This window comes from bacterium (assembly GCA_035945995.1).
In the GTDB taxonomy this organism is placed as follows: Bacteria; Sysuimicrobiota; Sysuimicrobiia; order Sysuimicrobiales; family Segetimicrobiaceae; genus DASSJF01.
The window spans coordinates 91,543-111,587 of the sequence record DASYZR010000097.1 but is presented as its reverse complement, the minus strand read 5'-3'; the positions used below and the strand labels follow the sequence as shown (position 1 = coordinate 111,587).

The 20,045-nt window shown below is 68.3% G+C and carries 17 protein-coding genes; 3 read left to right on the top strand and 14 right to left on the bottom strand.

Going from position 1 to position 20,045, the window contains the following annotated elements:
• Nucleotides 1-6: 6 nt before the first annotated feature.
• From VGZ23_10715 to VGZ23_10695, 5 genes are read right to left on the bottom strand one after another with little or no spacing between them, the layout of a single operon-like run.
• Nucleotides 7-1,053 (bottom strand): transketolase C-terminal domain-containing protein, encoded by a 1,047-nt coding sequence (locus tag VGZ23_10715; GenBank protein HEV2358065.1) that lies wholly within the window; start codon nucleotides 1,051-1,053, stop codon nucleotides 7-9.
• Nucleotides 1,028-2,029 carry a thiamine pyrophosphate-dependent dehydrogenase E1 component subunit alpha gene (locus VGZ23_10710; GenBank protein HEV2358064.1) on the bottom strand — a complete coding sequence of 334 codons (1,002 nt, stop codon included), beginning with the start codon at nucleotides 2,027-2,029 and terminating at the stop codon, nucleotides 1,028-1,030. Before VGZ23_10710 ends, VGZ23_10715 begins: the two co-directional genes overlap by 26 nt.
• The gene (locus VGZ23_10705; GenBank protein HEV2358063.1) at nucleotides 2,020-2,715 is read right to left on the bottom strand and encodes a glycosyltransferase family 2 protein; all 696 of its coding nucleotides are present in this window, start codon (nucleotides 2,713-2,715) and stop codon (nucleotides 2,020-2,022) included. The genes VGZ23_10710 and VGZ23_10705 overlap by 10 nt, the downstream gene beginning before the upstream one ends.
• A gap of 2 nt (nucleotides 2,716-2,717) precedes the next feature.
• Nucleotides 2,718-3,719, bottom strand: a complete 1,002-nt coding sequence (locus VGZ23_10700) for a GDP-mannose 4,6-dehydratase (protein HEV2358062.1) — start codon at nucleotides 3,717-3,719, stop codon at nucleotides 2,718-2,720.
• 28 nt (nucleotides 3,720-3,747) lie between these two features.
• Nucleotides 3,748-4,830, bottom strand: a complete 1,083-nt coding sequence (locus tag VGZ23_10695) for a kinase (protein HEV2358061.1) — start codon at nucleotides 4,828-4,830, stop codon at nucleotides 3,748-3,750.
• Between the two features lie 370 nt (nucleotides 4,831-5,200).
• On the opposite strand from VGZ23_10695, the gene VGZ23_10690 reads away from it, so the two are divergent.
• Nucleotides 5,201-7,642 carry a hypothetical protein gene (locus VGZ23_10690; protein ID HEV2358060.1) on the top strand — a complete coding sequence of 814 codons (2,442 nt, stop codon included), beginning with the start codon at nucleotides 5,201-5,203 and terminating at the stop codon, nucleotides 7,640-7,642.
• A 61-nt stretch (nucleotides 7,643-7,703) separates the two neighbouring features.
• Here VGZ23_10690 and VGZ23_10685 read toward each other — a convergent pair whose 3' ends face one another.
• From VGZ23_10685 to VGZ23_10675, 3 genes are all read right to left on the bottom strand, one after another.
• Complete coding sequence (locus tag VGZ23_10685; GenBank protein ID HEV2358059.1) at nucleotides 7,704-8,312, bottom strand: SIS domain-containing protein; 609 nt, start codon at nucleotides 8,310-8,312, stop codon at nucleotides 7,704-7,706.
• 5 nt (nucleotides 8,313-8,317) lie between these two features.
• Nucleotides 8,318-9,256, bottom strand: a complete 939-nt coding sequence (locus VGZ23_10680) for an NAD(P)-dependent oxidoreductase (protein ID HEV2358058.1) — start codon at nucleotides 9,254-9,256, stop codon at nucleotides 8,318-8,320.
• A gap of 63 nt (nucleotides 9,257-9,319) precedes the next feature.
• Nucleotides 9,320-9,901 (bottom strand): NUDIX hydrolase, encoded by a 582-nt coding sequence (locus tag VGZ23_10675; GenBank protein ID HEV2358057.1) that lies wholly within the window; start codon nucleotides 9,899-9,901, stop codon nucleotides 9,320-9,322.
• Between the two features lie 172 nt (nucleotides 9,902-10,073).
• On the opposite strand from VGZ23_10675, the gene VGZ23_10670 reads away from it, so the two are divergent.
• Complete coding sequence (locus VGZ23_10670; protein HEV2358056.1) at nucleotides 10,074-12,452, top strand: hypothetical protein; 2,379 nt, start codon at nucleotides 10,074-10,076, stop codon at nucleotides 12,450-12,452.
• Nucleotides 12,453-12,462: 10 nt separating this feature from the next.
• Here VGZ23_10670 and VGZ23_10665 read toward each other — a convergent pair whose 3' ends face one another.
• Nucleotides 12,463-13,593: a glycosyltransferase family 4 protein gene (locus tag VGZ23_10665; protein ID HEV2358055.1), complete on the bottom strand. Its 1,131-nt coding sequence runs from the start codon at nucleotides 13,591-13,593 to the stop codon at nucleotides 12,463-12,465.
• Nucleotides 13,594-13,666: 73 nt separating this feature from the next.
• Here VGZ23_10665 and VGZ23_10660 point away from each other — a divergent pair, with 73 nt between their 5' ends.
• Nucleotides 13,667-14,251: a phosphatase PAP2 family protein gene (locus tag VGZ23_10660; protein ID HEV2358054.1), complete on the top strand. Its 585-nt coding sequence runs from the start codon at nucleotides 13,667-13,669 to the stop codon at nucleotides 14,249-14,251.
• Here VGZ23_10660 and VGZ23_10655 read toward each other — a convergent pair.
• Genes VGZ23_10655 through VGZ23_10635 form a run of 5 tightly spaced genes read right to left on the bottom strand, consistent with a single transcriptional unit; the run spans nucleotide 14,248 to nucleotide 20,009 of the window.
• The gene (locus VGZ23_10655; GenBank protein ID HEV2358053.1) at nucleotides 14,248-15,240 is read right to left on the bottom strand and encodes a sugar phosphate nucleotidyltransferase; all 993 of its coding nucleotides are present in this window, start codon (nucleotides 15,238-15,240) and stop codon (nucleotides 14,248-14,250) included. The two genes, VGZ23_10660 and VGZ23_10655, sit on opposite strands and share 4 nt — an antisense overlap.
• 4 nt (nucleotides 15,241-15,244) lie before the next feature.
• A complete protein-coding gene (locus VGZ23_10650; GenBank protein ID HEV2358052.1) occupies nucleotides 15,245-15,955 on the bottom strand; it encodes a nucleotidyltransferase family protein in 711 nt (236 codons plus the stop codon).
• 16 nt (nucleotides 15,956-15,971) lie between these two features.
• Nucleotides 15,972-16,967, bottom strand: coding sequence for an NAD-dependent epimerase/dehydratase family protein (locus VGZ23_10645; GenBank protein ID HEV2358051.1), 996 nt, complete (start codon nucleotides 16,965-16,967; stop codon nucleotides 15,972-15,974).
• Nucleotides 16,968-16,992: 25 nt separating this feature from the next.
• Nucleotides 16,993-19,152, bottom strand: a complete 2,160-nt coding sequence (locus tag VGZ23_10640) for a bi-domain-containing oxidoreductase (protein HEV2358050.1) — start codon at nucleotides 19,150-19,152, stop codon at nucleotides 16,993-16,995.
• On the bottom strand, nucleotides 19,149-20,009 hold the full coding sequence (locus VGZ23_10635; GenBank protein HEV2358049.1) for a glycosyltransferase family 2 protein: 861 nt from the start codon (nucleotides 20,007-20,009) through the stop codon (nucleotides 19,149-19,151). Before VGZ23_10635 ends, VGZ23_10640 begins: the two co-directional genes overlap by 4 nt.
• Nucleotides 20,010-20,045: the final 36 nt, after the last annotated feature.

Sequence of the window (20,045 nt, the reverse complement as noted above, 5' to 3'; positions counted from 1 at the left end):
AACCTCCTAAAACGGCCCTTTGAACGCCACCAGCTCCGGCGCTTCCAAGGCGGCCGGGGTCCACGCGCCGGCCTCGCCCCGAACGAGCCGATAGGCCGCAGACGCGATCTGCTCCACCGTCGGGTAGAAGAGGTCCTGCAGGTTCTTGGTGGTCGGACAGACGACCGGGGCGTACCCCATCCGGCACACCTGGAGGCGCCGTACGCCCTGGAGATGCTCGACCACGCGGGCCACGATCTCCGCGGTCACGCCGCACGCGGTCCAGGCGGTGTCCACCACCACGAGCCGTCCGGTCTTGCGCACCGATTCTACGATGGTCTCCGTATCGAGCGGGCTCACCGACACCGGATCGATGACCTCGGCATGGATCCCGGCCTGCTCGAGACTGCGCTGCGCGCGCAGGCACTCCACCGCCATGTACGAGATCCCGACGAGGGTCACGTCGTCACCCTGGGCCAGGGTCCGCGCTTTGCCGAACGGGACAGCGTAGGCGTGCTGGGGAACGTGCCCCTTCTGCGCATGAAGCATCCGGTGCTCGACGAACATCACCGGATTGTCGTCCCGGATGCTCTCGACAAGACAGCCCTTGGCGTCGTACGGCGTGCTCGGCGCCACCACCTTGAGCCCCGGCACGTGCGCAAAGAGCGCGTGGAGACCCTGGGAATGCTGCGCGCCCTGCCCCCAGCTCCGTCCGATGATCGACCGGACGACGATCGGGACGGAAACCGCCCCGCCGTACATGTACCGGCTCTTCGCGGCGATATTGATGAGCTGGTTCATTGCCAGCAGCAGGAAGTCCATCCGGATGTGCACGTGGATCGGCCTCAGCCCCGAGAGCGCCGCGCCGATCGCCACCCCCGTCATCCCGTCTTCGGACAACGGGGTGTCGCTCACCCGTGCGGGACCGAATTTTGCCTGCAGGCCGCGGGTGGTCCCGTAAATCCCCCGGAAGTCGTCGACGCCGATGCCGAGCACGACGACCGAGGGATCCCGGTCCATCTCCTGCTCGGTGGCTTCGCGGATCGCCTCAGCGTACGTCAGCAGGCGCTCCATGCGCTGACTCCTTGAAGAGGTCTGTGGAGAGTGCTTCGGGGTCCGGGAACGGACTGCGCTCCGCGAACTCGAAGGCCCGGCGAACCTCCGCCAGCACTTCCTCTTCGATCGCCCGGCGGACTTCCGGCCGCAGGAGGTCGCCCGCGCGCGCCACCGGATCGAGGCGGAACCAGGGTTCCGCCTCGTCTCGCGACCGGTACCCGGCGTCAAAATCCTCGTTCGGCCCGACGTGCTCTCGCCAGCGGTAGGCGCGGCATTCCAGGAATCTCGGGCCCGAGGCACCACCTCGTATCGCGTCGACGGCGTCCCGGGCGGCCTCGTAGATCGCAGCGGCGTCGGAATCGTCGATCCGCGCAGCCGGGATGCCGTAGGCGCGCGCCCGATCGAGCAGGTCGGAGGACGGCTGGCGGGCGCCCTGCGGCGAGTGGATCGCGTAGAAGTTGTTCTCGCAGACGAAGAGCACCGGCAGGCGCTTGAGGGCGGCAAAATTCATGCTTTCGTGGAACGCCCCCTCTTCGACGGCGCCGTCCCCGAAGAAGCTCGCCACCACGGCCGGCTTTCCCCGAACGCGCAGTCCCCACGCGAATCCCACGGCCTGCGGGATCGTCGAGGCCACCACGGCCGACGTCCCCATCACGCCCGCCGCCGGGTCGATCAGATGCATCGACCCGCCCTTCCCGCCGGCGCATCCCGTGGCCTTCCCGTACAACTCGGCGATCATGCGCGGCAAATCGCCGCCCTTGGCCAGGTACAACGCGTGACTCCGGTACGTGCCGAACACGACGTCCGCTGGCTCCAGGGCCTCGCAAACACCCACCGACGCCGCCTCCTGCCCGATACTCAGGTGCACCGGACTCTGGATCTTGTCGGTCGGGTAGACGTCCGCGAGCGCTTCCTCGACACGGCGAATTCTGAGCAGCGCCCGGTAGAATCGGGCGTCGCGGCTCGCGGACACGTGTTCCGGCCCTAGCGCCACGAGATCACCTCTCGTGCAATCTCGAGGATGTAGGCGAATCCCCACAGCACGTGCAGCCGCTTGCGTCCCCCGATCCGCGCCGGCTCACTCCCCGGAATCTCCGTCACCCGGAGACGCCGCTTGGCAGCCCGGATGCTCAGCAGCGGCTCCCAGCCCACACGCTTGCCGAAGACCGCCTCCTCAGGCCAGTACGAGGCCTCCTTGTCGAGATCGAGGGTGCCGATCAACTCCCGCCGGTAGGCGCGGAACATGACCATGGCGTCAGTATACCGCGCCCGGAACAACAGGTTGATGGTCCGGGTAAACACCAGGTTCGCTAGCCCGGACACGGTGTCGTCGTCGTCGCTGCGGGCCCCGTCTGCGTAGCGGGACACGATCACCATGTCGTAGCCCTCGCGGATCTTTTCGATGAGCGGCGGGATCAGTTCGGGGATCGAGTTGCCCTCCGGGCTGAACGTGATGATGACGTCGCCGGTGACCTGGGACAGCGCATCGAGGTAGGCAAAGCGCATGCCCGGGCGCCGCTGGTCCACCACCGCATACCCGCGCTCCCGGAAGTACTCGGCCGTGCCGTCCGTGGACCCGCCGTCGACGACGAGGATCTGATCGCACCACTCGGGCCTGACCCGGGGCATGATCTCGCGCACGCCGTGGATTTCGTTGAGGACCGGGAGCAGCAGCGTCACCTTCACGGAGACGGAACGGTGGCGTCCGCCCGCTGCCGCCGTGCCTCACGCCGCCAGTGATCGAGCAGGTGCCGCAGACTCTCCTCGAAGCCGATGCGCGGGGCCCACCCGGTGGCCTGGATGAATTTGTCGATGCACGGGATCTGCAGGGTCACGTCTTTCGGCCGGACGAGCGCGGGATCCAGCCGGGTCGGAATCGGCACGCGGGCCAGCGCGACCAGTCGCGCCAGGCACTCGCCCACGGTCATCGTCGTCGTGCCGCCGATGTTGTAGACGTCGCCGGGCCGGCAGAACCGCAGCGCCTCCCAGTAGGCCCGCATCGCGTCGCGCACGTCCAGGAAGGTGCGGACGGAGTCGAGGTTGCCGTGGACGAGCTCCGTCGCCAGGCCTTCCTCGATCCAGGCGATCTGCCGCGCAAACGCCGTGGCGAAGAGATCCGTCCGCCGCGGGTTGAGGTAGGTGAACATCCGCGTGCGGACGATGCGCATGCCGTACGCCGCGAAGTAACTCCAGCCGAGCAGGTCCTGCGCGGCCTTGGACACCGCGTACGGGCTGACCGGCCGCAGCGGCGCGTCCTCGCGGATCGGCACGTCCGCCGGATCGACCTGCCCGTAGACCTCGGACGTGCTGCAGAGCTGGACCAGCGGATCGAGCCGGAGGTACCGGATCGCCTCGAACAGGTTGCTGGTGGCGAGGATGTTGTTCTGCAGCACGACGCCGGGGGTCTCGAACGACGCGCGCACGTTGGCGTACGCGGCGAGATGAAACACCCCGTCCGGCCTCGCCCGCCCCAGCGCGGCCAGCACCGAGCCGAAGTCGAGCAGGTCGCACTCGTGCACCGTAACCCGGCCGCCGAAGAGGTCCCGGTCCCGGGCGGCGCTGTGCCAGCGCGCGATGCCGTGGACCTCGACCTCGGGATGGTGCTCCAGGATGTACTCGGCGAGATAGCTGCCGCCCGACCCGGCCACCCCGGTGATCAGGACGCGGTGCAACGGTGGCGTCATGCCGCCCGGTGCCCCGCGCCGACGACCATTATTGGGTGCCACCGGGTGGACGGTCTACGGCCGTGGACTCGCGAAACGGCCGGAGGACGCGGGCGGCTCGGTCTCGCTCTTCCGCCGAATAGTCCTGCTCTGGATCGAAGAAGACGACCTGGCTGCCGCCGAAGGAGAACCCGAACGGCACGTGCAGCAGGCCGCTGAGCTGCTCGCGCACCCGCTGGCGGTTGTGGGGCTCAACGAAGAGCAGCATGAAGCCGCCGCCGCCGGCGCCGGTCAACTTGCCGCCGATGGCTCCGGCCGCCCTGGCCTGATCGTAGAGACCATCGATCTCGCGGTTCGAGACCCGCGCGCCGAGACTGCGCTTGGCTTCCCACGCATCGTGCAGCAGCCGTCCAAAGCGGGCGAGATCTTTCCCCTCGTTGAGAATCGCGAGCCCTTCCTCGACCATCTCCCCGATCGCCTGCATGTGATGGCCGTTGGTGCTCGTGCGTTGAATATAGCTTTCGGCGATGTCCGACGCCGTACGGCTGATGCCTGTATAGAACAGCATGAGGTGGCTGTTCAGCTCGTCGATGAGGTCGGCGTGGAGCGTCACCGGGTTCACCGAGATCTTTCCGTCTCGTGAGAAAACAATATGGTTGAGCCCACCATAGGCGGCCAAGACCTGATCCTGAGACCCGACCGCCTCCTTGAGGCGCTCCTGCTCGATGAACACGCTTTCCAGCGCCAGTTGTTGCTTGCTCGGCATCTGCCCCTTCAGCGCGTAGAGCGCATGGAGCAGACCGACCGTAAAGGCCGAACTCGAGCCCATGCCGCTGCGTGCCGGCAGATCGCCATCGTGGTGGATCTCGACCCCGCGCTCAATCCCGACGTGGCGCAGCACCTCGCGCACGGCCGGATGCTGGATCTCGTCCAGATGCTGGCACATTTCGATCTTCGAGTACATGATGCGGATGCGATGCTCGAAAAATGGCGGCAGGTACCGGCATGTAAGATAACTGTACTTGTCGATTGTCGTCGCAAGCACCGCGCCGCCGTGCTCGCGGTACCACGCGGGGTAGTCGGTCCCCCCACCGAAGAACGAGACCCGAAAAGGGGTCCGCGTGACAATCACCTAGACGTCACTCCCGCCTCAGCCCCTGCTCCAGCCCTGCGCGACCGTTTGTGCAAGCAAGCCCCGCCGCCAGACTAACATCTTTCCCACGTCGCGACCACGTCCAGAATGGCGCCGGCCCGGCGAACCTATCGGCCGGCTGCGTCGACCCCGTGCCGGCAATGCGTTACGATACATGGATAATCGACCGCCCACCACTACCCGCCTCGGGTAGTCTCGGGGTAGGATCGTCGCTTCCGGCGGTACCCGCCGATGCACGAGACCAGCGCAGGAGCAGAAACGGCGGGGCCGAACCTCGGGTGGGCCCCAGCCTTGGTGGATGGGATGGCGGATTTGAGATTGAGTCGAAGGGAAGGAGGCTGACGCGCCATTGCGCTTAGTACCGCGGCGGATCCTGTGGTCGCCGTTCTTCCTCGCGCTGCTTCCGTCGGTACTGTTTTATACGGTGATCCTGTCGCGAAATTGGATTCCCATTCACGACGGGTTCCAGGTCACCAACATCGCCCATTTCATCTTCAACGAAGCGCTCACGCATCATGCGGTCCCGCTGTGGTATCCCTACATCAATTACGGTGTCGACATCAACTGGTACTTTGCCTTCACGATCGGGCCGTCGCTTGCCACCATGCTCGCGGTGGCCCGACTGCTGGGCCGGGGCGACTTGTTGCAGTACTTCTACCTCGGCATGTTTCTGGACGAAGTCGTCCTGCTCACCGGGACATATTTGCTCGCGCGCACGCTGTTTAAGCGCCGGTTGACGCTCGTCTTCGTCTGCATCACGATGACCGGGTCCATCCTCTGGTTTGCGCAACCGTGGTTCAATTTCCATCTCTACTACTTTGTTCCGCTCAGCGCCTACCTCGTCCTTACCGGCTTTGCCCGCAACCAGCTCTGGCGCGTACTCGCCGGTGGACTCGCGCTTCTCGTCTCCGAATTCGGCAACCTTCCGTACTTCCCGGTGGTGCACGCGCTTACGTACGCTCTGCTTGTCGCGGGAGCGTGGTGGACGCACGGCTTCGACATCCGATTGGCCTTGCGCCGCGCGGGGGCGCGCGAGGTGGCTGTGCTGGCCGCGTGCGCCCTCACCGCCGCGGTGTATCTGGTGCTGCTCGCATACGGAGTCAACCACATCAACTACGACGCCGGACGGACGAACGGCGCCGTCGTAAGCCCCGAGAGTTTCCTCACCTACGCCGAGGGGATCGGGCTCTCGAAGTTCGCGGAGCTCATTACGGGTGTATCGTGGGACCTCGATGCCAACGCCTACTTCGGTGTGCTCGGTTTTGGGTTAGTGGTGTTCGGGCTGCTCTGGGCGCCGGAACGGCGCATGACGCCGTTCTTCTTGACGGCCGCGTTCTTCACCCTGCTGTCCCTCGGGAAGGATTCATTCGTCGCCCCGCTCGTGGCCGAGATCCCCGGGGTAGCCTACTATCGCCACATTGGACTGGTGCTCCCGCTCATCAAGGTGATGCTGGTGGTGCTCTCCGGGTTCGGCCTCGAGGCGCTCATCGAGGCCCGGCAGGACCACGCGCACAGAGCATATCTGATCCTCGCGGCGATCCTGGGCGTGATGCTGCTTCCCGCGCTGGTGTTGCCCGCGTTCGGGGCAATCAACCTGATGCGGAGCGGGCATCAACAGGTGTTCGCGGAGCTGACCGACGCCACCAGCGGGTTTGCTCAGTTGCAGAGGCTTCTGAATCGTATGGCCTTTGTCGCACTGGTGTATGTGACCACCATCGCCGTGCTGCTCGCTCCGCTGCGGACGCGGACGACCGCGACAGTGATGGGGATCCTGCTGCTGGTGATCCAGGGTGTGGACGTGTACAGCTACCGCATGTCCCAGTTTCAGCAGCACATGGTGCCCATCGACGCGAGCTACCGCAGCCTATTTGCCTTCGCAGAGAAACCGTTCGCCATGGAGCGCACCCGGGACCCGATGAGCAGCGCGGCCTTTCGCGTGGTGGCGTCAAGCCTCAGCGAGCCCATCAGGCCGAACTGGTACAATCAATGCGCCAGACTGGAAGAGATGCACTGTTACTACGACTTTTGGAATACGGAGAGAGGGACACTCTACAATACGATCGAACCGTTCGTCGGCGTCGATCCGTGCCGCAGCGTCTTCCGCGTGGACTATTGGTTCCCTGGCGTGGACACGTTCTACCGTGCGGCGACCGGCATGCCGCTGCACGATCTGAACACCTTGCCGGATGGCTATGTGCCCCGCCTCATTTCCTTTCCTATCGGCGACAAGCGCGTCGAGAAGGCCATCGGCTGTGAGTTTCCAAAGCTGCAACTTTTCTCCACGGTAACCGTGATCCGCGAGGAACGCGAGATGGCACGGTTCATGTACGATCCCCGGTACACCGGCGACCTCCTGCTGGCTTCAGGGCGAGACTACGCGTCGTACCTCGGACAGAACCGTGGGGCCGAACCGGCGGAAGTCGCAGACGATCAAGCCGGCGTACGGCCCGGCGCGAACACGCGGGTCGGTGGCCGGGTCCGCGTGCTGCGCGCCACGGCAAACACCGTGGTGGTGCGTACCGCGCTGCCCCGTGGCGCGGGGCCGTCCTGGTTGTACTTCGCAGACGCCTGGCACCCGTTCTGGTACGCTCAGGTCAACGGTATCGCGGCCCCGATCCTGCGCGCCAACTTCGGCTTCAAAGCCGTTCGGGTCCCGGGGGGCACGGCGATCGTACAGTTCGCGTACAGATCCGGCACGGTCTCAGGCGCGCTCGCCGTCGCGCAGGTCGTGTCGATCTCTGCGATGCTTGCCGTCCTTGCCGTCGCGGCTCGCCTGTTGATCCACCCATGAACGGAGGATAAACGACTTCGGCGATCCCCGACCGAACGGCGGCGTCATGCCGCCGGCCGCGTCAGTCGCCCTCCGCCGTCTCCCCGTTGCCGAAGAGCGCGCGCTCCACCAGGTCGCACACGATGTGCTCGATCGCGAGATGAGCTTCTTGAATGTACTGTACCCGGTCGCTCGGAACGGCGACGCCGACCGTGGCCATCCGGGCGAGGCGGCCCCGCCGTCCGGTCAGTGCGATAGTTTGCATACCCGCGGCATGGGCGGCCTCGACGGCCCTGACGATGTTCGACGATTCGCCGCTGGTGCTGATCGCGATCAAGACGTCGCCCGGCTTTCCAAACGCCTGCACCTGCCGCGCGAACACCTCGTCGAGGCCGGTGTCGTTGGCCACCGCCGTGAGCACGGACGAGTCCGTCGTGAGGGCGGCGGCCGGCAGGCCGGGCCGGGGGAAGTCCGCGGTGAGGCGGTTGACGAACTCCGCCGCGAGATGCTGACAGTCGGCGGCGCTCCCGCCGTTTCCGCACAGCAATACTTTTCCACCCGCCCGGAACGTCGCCGCGATTAGGTCGGCCGCCGACACGATGGCAGCCGTCAGGCCCGCCGCGACCTCGCGTTTCAGCTCCGCGCTCTCCGCGAGATGCGCGCGCACCCGCTCCGACCGGTCAACGCCCACGCGTGTCACACATTCTCGAACGGACCCCGCGCCAGCATCCGATACCCTTTTCGCAACTCCGCGATCCCCTCTTCCAGTGAGCGCCGCGCTTCAAATCCGGCCTCGCGGAGACGCTGGTTGGAGACGATGTAGTCGCGCCGATCGGGATCACGGCCCACCGACGCAAACTCGATGCGGAAGTCGGGCACTTGCTCCTTCACCTTGAGTGCCAGCTGCTCTTTGGTCAAGTTTGCCGAGTCCAAGCCGACGTTATAGCACCGGCCCGCCATCGCGTCCGCGTGCCTGATTGCGTGAATCATGCAGTCGGCCACGTCGCGAATGTGGACGAAGTTGCGGCGAAAGTCCTTCTCAAAAATCACCAAATATCCATCCTTCACGGCCGCGTAGACGAAATGATTGACGAGGAGATCGACGCGCATCCGCGGCGACATGCCGAACACCGTGGCCAGCCGCAGGGAGATCGTATTCGGTGAACCCAACAACTCGGTCTCGGCCTGCGCCTTGGTCTGACCGTACAGCGAGACCGGCTCAAGCGGGGTATCCTCGGTGCAGTATGCCGCGCCGGGTTTCATTCCGTAGCCGCTGTTGGTCGTCGGGAACACGACGAGCTGGTTCGGGCTGCGGAGTCGATTGAGCAGGCACACCGCGTCCACGTTGAGCGCGCGGGCGAGCCAGGGATCTCGGTCACACGCTGGCGCTCCGACCACGGCCGCCAGGGGAATGACCACGTCCGCCTTCGTCAGCAGGCGGAGGACGAGACCTTCGTCTCTTGCGTCGCCGAATTCGAACGCGAATGCCGGGCTCGCGCACAGGTGGAACAGCGACCGCTGATGATGCGTCAAGTTGTCGAGCGCCGTCACGTAGTACCCGGCGTCGAGGAGATGCTCGCAGAGCACAGACCCCAGATACCCCGCGCCGCCGGTCACGAGCACCCGTGGCTCCATTACGGAGAGAACGGCTTCCGTGCGATTCGACGTTCTTCCTCCGACGGCGCCGCACCCCCCATTCTACCCGGCCCCGCCTTTCACGAACCGGTAGCCGAGGTGCGGGAGCGCGCGGAACGTGGTCGCGATTGTGGAGGGAGAGACCAGCTCCTCCACGCACAGCCGGACCCATTCGTCCAGGGCGAACATCCGCGTCAGCAGGTCTTCGTGCTCGTCGAAGGACGGCGGCTGCACCGGCCGGCAGCCGGTCGCCAGAAACGGGTGGCATTTCGTCCATGAGTTCCGGGTGTTCATGAACAAGGCGGGACCGAGCGACGTCACCTGTTGCGGCCGATATCCCGTCTCTTCCAGCAATTCCCGGGCCGCGGCGGCGTCGGCGTCCTCGTCACCGGCCTCCGCCACTCCTCCCGGCAGCTCCAGGACGATCCGATCGCACCCCTGCTTGTACTGCTCCACGGCAATCACGAAACCGTCCGTCGTGATCGGCACCACCGTCGACCAGTCCGCATGACCGAAGAGGATGTACTCGGCGTCGATGCCGGTGCGTGGATTGCGGAACGTTTGGCTGACGACTGACTTCCCGAATTTCTCCACCAGCACCGCCGGCCGACCAACTCGCACCCACGGCAACACGGAACCCGGCATGCCGATCCTCCCCGCTGACGTTCGTTTGACGGTGTCCCGAGGACCATGGTAGCATCAACGCCGGCATGGCCACGGGGGATGGCTCCTGACCGAGACTGCGGCCACCGTTTGCGCGGACCCCGTCTGGCGCCGGGCAGGCACCGGCGGGCGCCGCCCGGCGTGGGCGGCGCGCATGGTCCTCCCTGAGCTCCTCGCCCTTGCGGTGCTCGCGCTGGCGGTGGTCTTTCCGGCGCTGTCGCGCGGCGAGCTCATCGGCCGCGGCGAGATGACGCACGAGTACTCGCTGTACGCGTTCGTCGCCCGCGAGATCCGGATGGGCCGGCTCCCCCTCTGGAACCCGTACACCGTCGCCGGCAATCCCGGACTTGCCGATCCCGCCTCGAACGTCTTCTACCCGCTCACGGTCCCGCTCCTCACCCTGGGCTCCGTCACCGCGGCGCTCGACGCCATGGTGGTCCTGCATCTGGTCCTCGCGGGAGCTTTCATGCTGCTGTACCTCGGCAGTCTGCGGCTGTCGCGCCCCGCCGGGTTTGCGGGCGCCGCCGCGTACATGCTGTCCGGCGTCGCCGCCTGGCGCATCCTGTCCGGCGACATCCCGCGGCTCGCCACGTATGCCTGCGTGCCGCTGCTGTTCTACCTGGTCGAGGAGATCGCGTGCGGCCGGCAGCGGCTGGGCGCGGCCCTGCTCGGCGGCGTCGTCCTCGCCTGCCCGTTGCTCGCGGGAGAGACCCAGAATTTCACCTACCTGAGCGTGGCCGTCGCGGCTTACGCCGGCTTCCGGGTCGCCGCGCTCGCGCGGGATCGCCTGTGCGGCACGCACCTCCGGCGGGCGGCGCTGTGTCTCGCCGCGATGTTCGTCCTCGGGGCCGGCTTCGCGTCGATCCAGGCGCTGCCCACGTTGGAGAATTTCGCCGTATCGAACCGGCCGGGCACGGGGACCGGCTTTGCGCTGCTCGGGTCGATTCCGCCGGTCGGACTCGTGTCGCTGTTCGCGCCGCGCTTCTTCGGGGACGAGATCCACGGATGGTGGGGAGAAGCGGAGCTCGGGGCCCGCGAGTTCTATCCGCACGCCGCCAGCCTTCATACCGGCTTCTTTACCGTGGTGCTGGCGATCGCGGCTCTCGTGACGCGGCGAGACCGGTGGCACGTGCGGTTCTTTGCGCTGTTCGCAGGCGCCGTGCTCTGGCTCGCGCTCGGAAAGTTCGGCTACCTCTACCGGGCGGTCGCCCTCGTCCCGTTTCTGCGAAACTTTCGGGACATCGAGAACATCAATCTTCTCCTTCCGATGAGCGTGTCGGTCCTTGCCGCCGTCGGGCTCGAGCGGTATCTCGAGCCGGGGCACTCCCCGGAGGTCTGGCGCAACGTCGAGCGGGCCCTGGCCGTCGCGGTCGGCGCGGGCGTCGTGCTGGCCGCGTCGACGATCCTATCACCGTGGCGCATGGGTCCGGCGTTGCTGTCCCTTCCGGTGGTCCGGCACGCGGCCGTCGACAGTGCCGTCTTCGTCGCCGTCGCCTGGGCCGGCAGCGCATTTCTGATCCGGAGCCGTGCGGCGCGCCGCACGGCCCCCGCCTGGCTCGCCGCCGCCGCGATCGCGTTTCTCTTGGCCGGCGCGCTGTACGCCGCGGCGCCCCTCATCGCCGCGGGCACCGACGCTCGTCCGATTGCGCAGGCGGACGCGATCACGAGATACCTCGGGCGGGACCGCTCGCTGTATCGGGTCTCTGGCTTCTACGATCGGGGCCCGATCTTCGGGGTGCAGGACACCGGCGGTGAGCCGAGCCTCCTGCTCGCGCGGTACCAGGAGTACAGCGACGCCCTCCAGGGACGCCCGCCCGACGCCTCCGAACGGCCGGAAGGACCGCATGGGGTGGCGATCCACGCGGGCTTCGATTCGCCGCTCCTCGATCTTCTGAACGTGAAATATGTCATCCTACGCGGGGCCGACATCCAGACGGCGCGCCTCGAGGATCCGTCCCGGCTCGATCAGGTGGCGCCAGACATTCTCATCTACCGGCGGCCGCACGTGTTTCCACGGGTCTTGGCGGCGGGCGGCTACCGGGTGATCCGCGGCCGGTCCGCCATTCTGCACGAACTGAATCGCCCCGGCTACGACCCCCGCGCCTTCGTCGTGCTGGAGCGCCGGCCGGCGCTTCCCCCCGGGTTCGCGGCCTGGGGCGGCCTGCCCGCACGAGGGGGCGCCGCCGGCCTACCCCCACTGGTGGGCCTTCCGGCGCGCGCCCGCATCACCTCGTACACGGATACCCGTGTTGAGATCACGGCCGAGTTCCCGCGTCCGGGATTCCTCGTGCTGAACGACATCTACTATCCGGCGTGGCAGGCGGAACTTGACGGGCGGCCCGCGCCGGTCTACCGCGCGAACTATCTTGTCCGGGCAGTGGCGGTCCCGGCGGGACGGCACGTCGTCCGATTCGAGTATCGCGACCGGATGCTGGCTCTCGGCCGCACCATCGCGCTGCTTGCGGGGCTGTGCGGCCTCGCCGCATGGGTCGTCGACCGCACGCGTCGAGACGGACCGTCCGAAACGCCCTGAATGTACCCGGTCAGCGATCGGGGGCGCTCAACGCCGACTCGACGACCGGCGCCACATCTCGCCGGAACCGTTCAAACGTGAAGCGTTCCTGGACCCACTGCCGTCCGGCCTCGCCCATGCGCCGGCGCAGCGGGGCGTCCTGAGCCATCCGGACCAGCACCGTTGCCACCGCGTCGGCGTCGCGGCCGTCGACGACGGCACCGGTCACGCCGTCCCGGAGCGCCTCGGGCGCCCCGCCGCCGTTTCCCGCGACCACCGGCCGCCCGAACGCCGCCGCCTCGATGTAGACGATGCCGAAGCCTTCGCCCGTCCAGCCGGCCGGCCGCCGCTCCGCGATCGACGGCATCACAAACATGTCGCAGCCGCGATATAGCGCCGGCAGGCCCTCACGGGGCACCCGCCCGGCGAACGTGACGGCATCCCCGACGCCCCGCTCCTCGGCGAGCGCCCGGAGTCGCGGACGATCGTCTCCGTCACCCGCAATCACGTACCGAGCGACCCCGGCGGCCGCGCGGACCGCGGGCAGCGCGGAGATGACCGCATCGCACCCCTTGTATCGTTCCTCCGCGGACAGCCGGGCCACCGTCAAGAGCGTCACCGTGTCGGTGTCCGGGGCAGGCCCGGCGGCGTCCTGCGCCGCTTGGAGCAGTGCCGGATCGACGGCGGGATGAATCACGGCGAGCCGGGCGGGAGACACGCCATGGGTTTCGGCGACAACCTGGGCCGTGAAATGGCTCACCGTCACGACCCGCTGCGCCCGCCGGAGCGCCGTCCGCCTCCGCGGCCCCAGCGGTCCCCAGACTTCGATGCCGTGTCCGATCACAAGATACGGAGTCCCGTGGAGGCGGAGCAGGAGATGTCCGACGGGGGCCAGCGCGACGTGGCCGCACACGACGAGGTCGTAGGCGGCCCCGCGCCGCATCGCCTGCCCCACAAACCGGGCCTGGGTCCACGGCGTGGAGCGGCTCCCCTGATCACCCAGATACCGTCCGGGGCACGACCGGTCGGACAGGTCACCGCCGAGGAGCGACAGCACGTCCACTTGGCGGCCGCCTTCCGCCGCGGCGTCGGCAAACATGCGCGTGTACGCCTGGGCGCCGCCCGTGCCGAAGTACTTTGTGGCGAGCACAAGGACGTTCACGCGGACGCTCCTCCGCCGGGCGGGATCCGCCCGCCTCGGGGGACCCGGATCATGCGGCCGTGAATCGACCGGTGTGACCGTGCGACCACTCGGTTGGGCCCTGCTCCTCTTCCTTGCCATTGCCGCCGGCACGTTCCTGCTGCCGTCTCACCGCTGGGACGTCGCGGTGACCGTGTGGCTGCAGCACGCCCCCCAGGTACTCGATCTGCCGGCCGCGGGGCTCGTGTTTCTTGCGGACGCGGAGATCAGCATCCCGCTGATCGTCCTCGTCGGGCTGCTGCTCGCGCGGCGAGACCGCCGGCGCGTCGAAGGCGTCGCGTGGCTCGCCGCCGGCATGCTCGCCGCCAGCGCCGTCGCGTTTTTCCTGAAGTGGGTCCTGCCGCACCCGGGACCGCCGCTGGAGTTCCAGCGCATGCCCCACCGGGTGGGGCTCTACGTGCCGCAGCCGTTCAGCTTCCCCTCGGGGCACACGATGCGGACCACGTTCTTCGCGGTCATGGTACTGCGGCGCACGCCGCCAGCCGCCGGCGCACTCGTCATTACCGTCATGGCGGCGCTCGTCTACCTGGGCGATCATTGGACGTCGGATGTGCTCGGCGGTCTGTGTCTCGGGTGGGCGTGCGCCGAAATCGCCCGCGGACTGCGGCCGCCGGCCTAAGCGAGCTCGATCTCGGAGTCGTCGCCGACGTTGATCCGGACCTGCCGGCCCTTCACCATGGCGTGCTCGCCGATGATGGACTCCTCGAGCACGACCCGCTCGACGCGGGCGTTCGCGTTCACGATGCTCTCCCGCAGCACCGCGTGCACCACGCGGGCGCCCTCGGCGATCGTGACGTACGGCCCGATGATCGAGCCCTCAATCACCGCCGAGTCCGCGATCGACGACGGCGGGATGACGGCCGTTCCCGGGATCTCCCGCGGCCGCGGGGCGTGCTCCAGCAGCGCGTGGTTGGCGCGGAGCAGCGCCTCCGGGGTTCCGCAATCGTACCAGTGACGCACGGGGAAGGTCTGCAGCGCCGCGCCGCGTTCGACGAAGATCTCCAGCGCGTCGGCAAGCCAGTATTCTCCGCGGGCCATCCGGCGCCGGGCCACCATTTCCTCCAACGCGGCCCGAAAGGGCGCCGGCTCCTGGATCACGTACACGCCGACAACGGCGAGATCCGGGATCCGGGACAGCCCGGGCGGCGGCTGCTCCGGCTTTTCCCACAGATGCCGCACGAACCCGTCTGCGTCCAGTTCCACGACGCCGAAGGCCCGCGGATCGTCCACCCGATTGACCCCGACGGCGGAGTGCGGCAGGCGGCACGCGGCACGCAGGTCGGCGTCCACGATCGTGTCGCCGAACACGATCAACGTCGGTCCGGTCAAGTGCTCGCGGGCCAAGTAGACGGCGTGTCCGTTGCCGAGCGTCTCCTCCTGGTGGACGAAGTGCGCGCGAAACGCATACCGTTCCCGGACGAACTTCTCGACCTGCTCGGCCAGGTAGCCGACGACGAAGGTGATCTCCTCGACCCCGAGGCGCCCGAGGTCGTCGAGAATGTAGCTGAGAATCGGCTTGCCGGCGACGTTCACCAAGACCTTGGGCTGGGTGTGGGTGTGCGGCCGGAGGCGCGTGCCTCGCCCGGCCACCGGGATGATCGCGTTCACGCGCTCATCCCTGCCGGAAGAACGTCAGGAGCCGGCCCTGAAACTCGGCCGCGACCTCGTTGACGTCCTTGATCGTGTCCACGCCGCGCCAGTAGTCCCGGGACTGGAACGCGCCCAGGCGGCCGTCCCGCGCCAGCTCCGGAAACGTCGTCGTCTCGTGGTCGCCCCGCTCCGGGAGCAACGCGCGGATCTCCCGGGAGAGGGCGTAGACGCCGGCGTTGATCCAATAGGGCAGCTCCGGTTTCTCGCGGAAGTGGGTCACGCGATCCTGCTCGTCGACTTCGACGATCCCGTAGGGACTGATGAACGGGGTCAACACCACCGTCGCCAGGAAGCGCGCCGCCCAATGGGCCGCAAGCAGCGGCCCCAACCGAAAATTGGTGATGACGTCGCCGTTTGTGGCGATCACGACGTCCTCCGACGCGGGCACGTGACCGAGCGCCGCGCGCAGCGCCCCGCCGCGGCCGAGCGGCTCTTGCTCCACCGCATGCGTGATCCTGAGCCCCAGGCGTTCGCCATCCCCGAAGTAGCTCTCGATGACCTCGTGGCGGTAGCCGGAGGCGATGATCAGGTCGGTGACGCCCTGCGCCTGCAGCCACTGAATCTGGTAGCTGAGGATGGGGATGCCCATGATCTCGACCATGGCCTTCGGCCGATCCTCGGTGAACGGCCTGAGGCGCTCTCCCTTTCCTCCCGCCAGCACGATCGCGTACATGCGGCCTCCGATGCGGTCAGAACCGCGCGTCCTGCGCGAGGCGATCCCAGTGCCGAGTGACCCACTCCCACGTGCGGCGCACGCCGGTGTCAAAATCCGTCGACGGATGGTAGCCCAGCAACCGGCCGGCTTTCTCCACCGAGGCGCATCGCCGCGTGATGTTGTCCCAGGGCCGGCGCGCCACGTAGCGAACGCCGGCCGGATTCCCCGTCAGCTCGTTGATCAACCCGGCCAGGTGCGCCACTGTCGTTTCCCTGCCGGACGCCAGATTCATCGCCTCGCCGACGGCCGCGTCCGCCGCGCCGGCCGCCAACAGGCCCTGGATCACGTCGTCCACGTAGGTGAAGTCGCGCGTCTCCTCCCCGGTGCCCGTGATCGGGAGCGGTTCTTTGCGCAGGGCCCAGTAGAGAAAATTCGGGATTACGTTTCGGTACCGGCCGGGGATCTCCCCGGGCCCGTACACGTTGAAGAAGCGCGTGCGGACGACGGGCACCTTGTAGTAGTGGAAGAAGAAATTGCCGTAGAGCTCCCCGAGCAGCTTGGTGATCTGATACGGCGTGTCGAGGTCGATCGACACGAAGTCCTCGCGGAGCGGAAGCGGAGCGGCGCTGCCGTACACGGAGCAGCCGGACGACGCGTAGACGAATCGCCGCACCCCGGCCAGGTGGGCAAACTGCAGGACTTTGAGCGTCCCGAGTCCGTTCACCATGAGGTCTTGCTCGGGGTGGTCGACGGAATTCTGGTTTGCGAACAGAGCGGCCAGATGGAACACGTAGTCGGGCTTCTCTGCGAAAACCCCGCGGAGGGCTTCGTCGTCGAGCACGCTGCCCTGCACGAAGTGCACGGCGGGGTGATCCGGGACGTTCCACCGGCCGGCGGAGGACAGATCGTCGAGGACCACCACGCGCGCGGCGCCGTGCCCGGCCAGGGTTCGCGTCAAGTTGCTCCCGATGCACCCGGCGCCGCCGGTGACCAGCACCCGGCTGTCCGCGTACGCCTGCTCATGCGCCATTCGTCGCACTCCTCCGTTCGCGTCGTTAACTGGACGTCGGCATGACGGACGCGACGTCGACTGGGACGGGCCGTCCGTCCCGCGCGGAGTCGAGCGCGGCCAGGCAACACAGGGTGTTGGCCGCGTAGGCCCTCGCACTCACCGGCGGCGCGCTCCGACCCCGCACCGCGGCGATCCACGCCCGCAACTCTTCTTCGTGCCCCCTCGCCGTCTCCCGCCGCCGGAGGCGCCGCACGCGTCCGCCGCGGACCAGGGTGAGCCGGCGGAAGTCCTCCAGCGTCGCGGCCAGCCCCGCGCCGAACACCTCGAGACGCTCTCGCGACTCGGCGCGGTCGGCGCCATCCGCATAGACGACCGATCCGGCCGAACCGTCGTCGAACGTCAGCGTGGCCACCATGGTGGTTCTGGCCGCGGGCGTGCGCCGCGCGTCGCCCGACAGGCTCGGCTCGCCCGGAGAGACGCTTGCCCGGGCGACGACCTCGACCGGATCGGCCCCGGTGAGGTACTGCAGCAGATCGATGAAGTGCCCCGCCTCCCCGAGCCACCGCCCGCCGCCTTCATCGGCATCGTAGACCCAATGGTCGGACGGGACCGGACCGGCGTTCACCCGATACGTCAACGTCAGCGGACGCTCGCCGGCCAGGAACTCGTGGAGTGTGCGGGCGAGCGGAGAATACCGGCGGTTGAACCCGACCACGAGCACGCGGGATGACGCCGCGTGCGCCGCGAGCACCGCGCGGGTCTGCTCGGCGGTCAGGGCGAGCGGTTTTTCCACGAAGACGTGCTTCCCGCCGCGCAACGCGTCGGCGGCCAGCGCCGCGTGGAGGTCGTGGCGCGTCGCAATGACGACGGCCTGGATGCCGGGATCGTCCAGCACTTCCCGGACGTCGGTCGTGCACCGCTCGAAACCCAGCCGGTCGCCCGCGTGCCGGGCAGACAACCCGCTCTGGGTGGCCACCGTCCGCAACCGAATGCCGGGCAGCCGCCGCAACGCCGGCAGCAGGACCGTCTGGGCGAACAACCCCGCACCGATCACCCCGACCGCGATGGGCGCCGCCGCTCCGGCCGGCGGTGCAGCCGCTGCCGACGGCGCGACGGGCCGAAGGATCTGCGTCCGCGCGCCTCCCGCCTCGCGCGCAGGATACGCCAGCACGATCCCCAAATGGGGCTCGCGCCCGCGGCCGCGGATCAACGTGTAGGCATCCTCCGCGCGCTCAACTGGGAACCGATGCGTAATCAGCGGCTCGACGCGGACGCGGTTCGCGGCGACCGACGCGATGAAGTCGACGTTGTCTTGTGGAAGCGCCGACCGCGAGAGCAAGAACGAGAGTTCCTTCTGCCAGTACGGGCGGCGCGGAATGTGCATCCCCGTCACACCCACCATGACCACGGTCCCGCCCGCGCCTGCCAGCTTGGCGGCCAGCTCGACAGGCGCGTTGCTCGAGGTCGCAGCTGTGATGATGACGGCGCGCGCCCCGGCGCCGGCGGACTGCCGGACGAGCGCGGCCCGGGCATCGTCGGGGGTCGTGACCGCCGCGTCGGCCCCGAGCGCTCGGGCGACCGCCGCGCGCGAGGGGGCAATGTCCTGCCCCACGACCCGGCACCCGGCAGCCTTGAGCAGTTGGACCGTCAACTGGCCGAGGAGCCCGAGCCCGATCACCGCCGCCACGTCTCCGCGCGCGACGCCGGCCCGGCGGACGCCGTGGAGGGCGATGCCGCCGAGCATCACAAATGCGCCCGCCTCCCACGACACCTCCGGCGGCAGCGGGACGCACAGCTCCTCCGGGACTGCGACCATCTCCGCGTGCAGGGCGAAGCCGGCGCCGGTGCAGGCCACGCGATCGCCCGGATGCAGGCCGGTCACCCCGTCACCGACGTCCGCGACGACACCGCTGCAGCTGTACCCGAGCGGGAACGGCCGATCGAGGCGCAGGAATGCTTCACGCACGGTGGTCCACAGCCCATCCCGCCGCACTTTGTTGAGCGCCTCGCGGACGAGATCGGGCCGGGCCCGCGCCTTGCCGAGCAGGTTCTTCTCCGCGAGCTCGATGACGAGGCGCTCGGTCCCGGCACTCACCACCGACGCCGCGTTGCGCACGAGGACCGTCCCCCGCCGGACCTGCGGGGCCGGGACATCGGACACTTCGAGGGTCCCGCTGCGTGGGCTCAGTACGACCTGCTTCATGATCCGGGACGGCCTCCGAGGCGCGCTTCCAGCACCAGGGCATCGATGAGCAGCCGGTACCAAAAGGCCTGCAGGGAATGGTAGATGAACCCCTCGGGACCGTCAAGGAACCCGCCCCGCACGACATACCGGTAGAGAAAGTACACCAGGGCTCTAAGGCCGACCGGCATCCGCCGGTACACGCGCTCGTACCACCAGCGCGTGCGTTCCGCCTGATTCGGGCTGCGCCACCGCGCGGGCAATTCACCCCGGGTCTGGCGCACCAGGTCGCCCGCGATGATCTCCGCATAGCGGGTATGGCGCTCGATCCACCGCCGGAGGGGCCGCCGATCCTCGTGCAGCAGGTCGCTCCGCAGGCGCGCCGTGGGCCCCTCGACGATGAGGTGCTCGTCCACGCCCCGCTCTTCCCAGCGGGCGAGACGATGCCGGACAATCCGCAGCAGCCAGACCGGATAGTACCCGCCGTGGCGCAGCCAGCGGCCGAGAAAGACGAACCGGCGCTTGACCTGGAACCCCGCCACCCCCGCGGGGGGTGAGGCGAGCACGCCGCCGAGTTCCGTCCGAAGCTCGGGCGTCACGGCCTCGTCGGCGTCGAGAAAGAGGGTCCATTCCGATGCGAGGGGCAGCGACCGAAGAGCCCACGTGCGCTGCGCGGCGTAGCCGGTGAACTCGTGGGCGACCACCCGGGCGCCCGCCTCGCGCGCCAGGTCGGCCGTGCGGTCGGTACTGTGGGAGTCCACCACCCAAACCTCCGCCGCCCATCCCAGAACGCTCGCCAGCGCGTGCGGCAGGTTGTCTTCCTCGTTTCGGGTCAGGATGACGACGCCGAGTGGGACGGGGCCGGTGCGCGGGGCCATCTCGGTCTCGGGACCGCGGGCCGCCGCGGGCTGAGA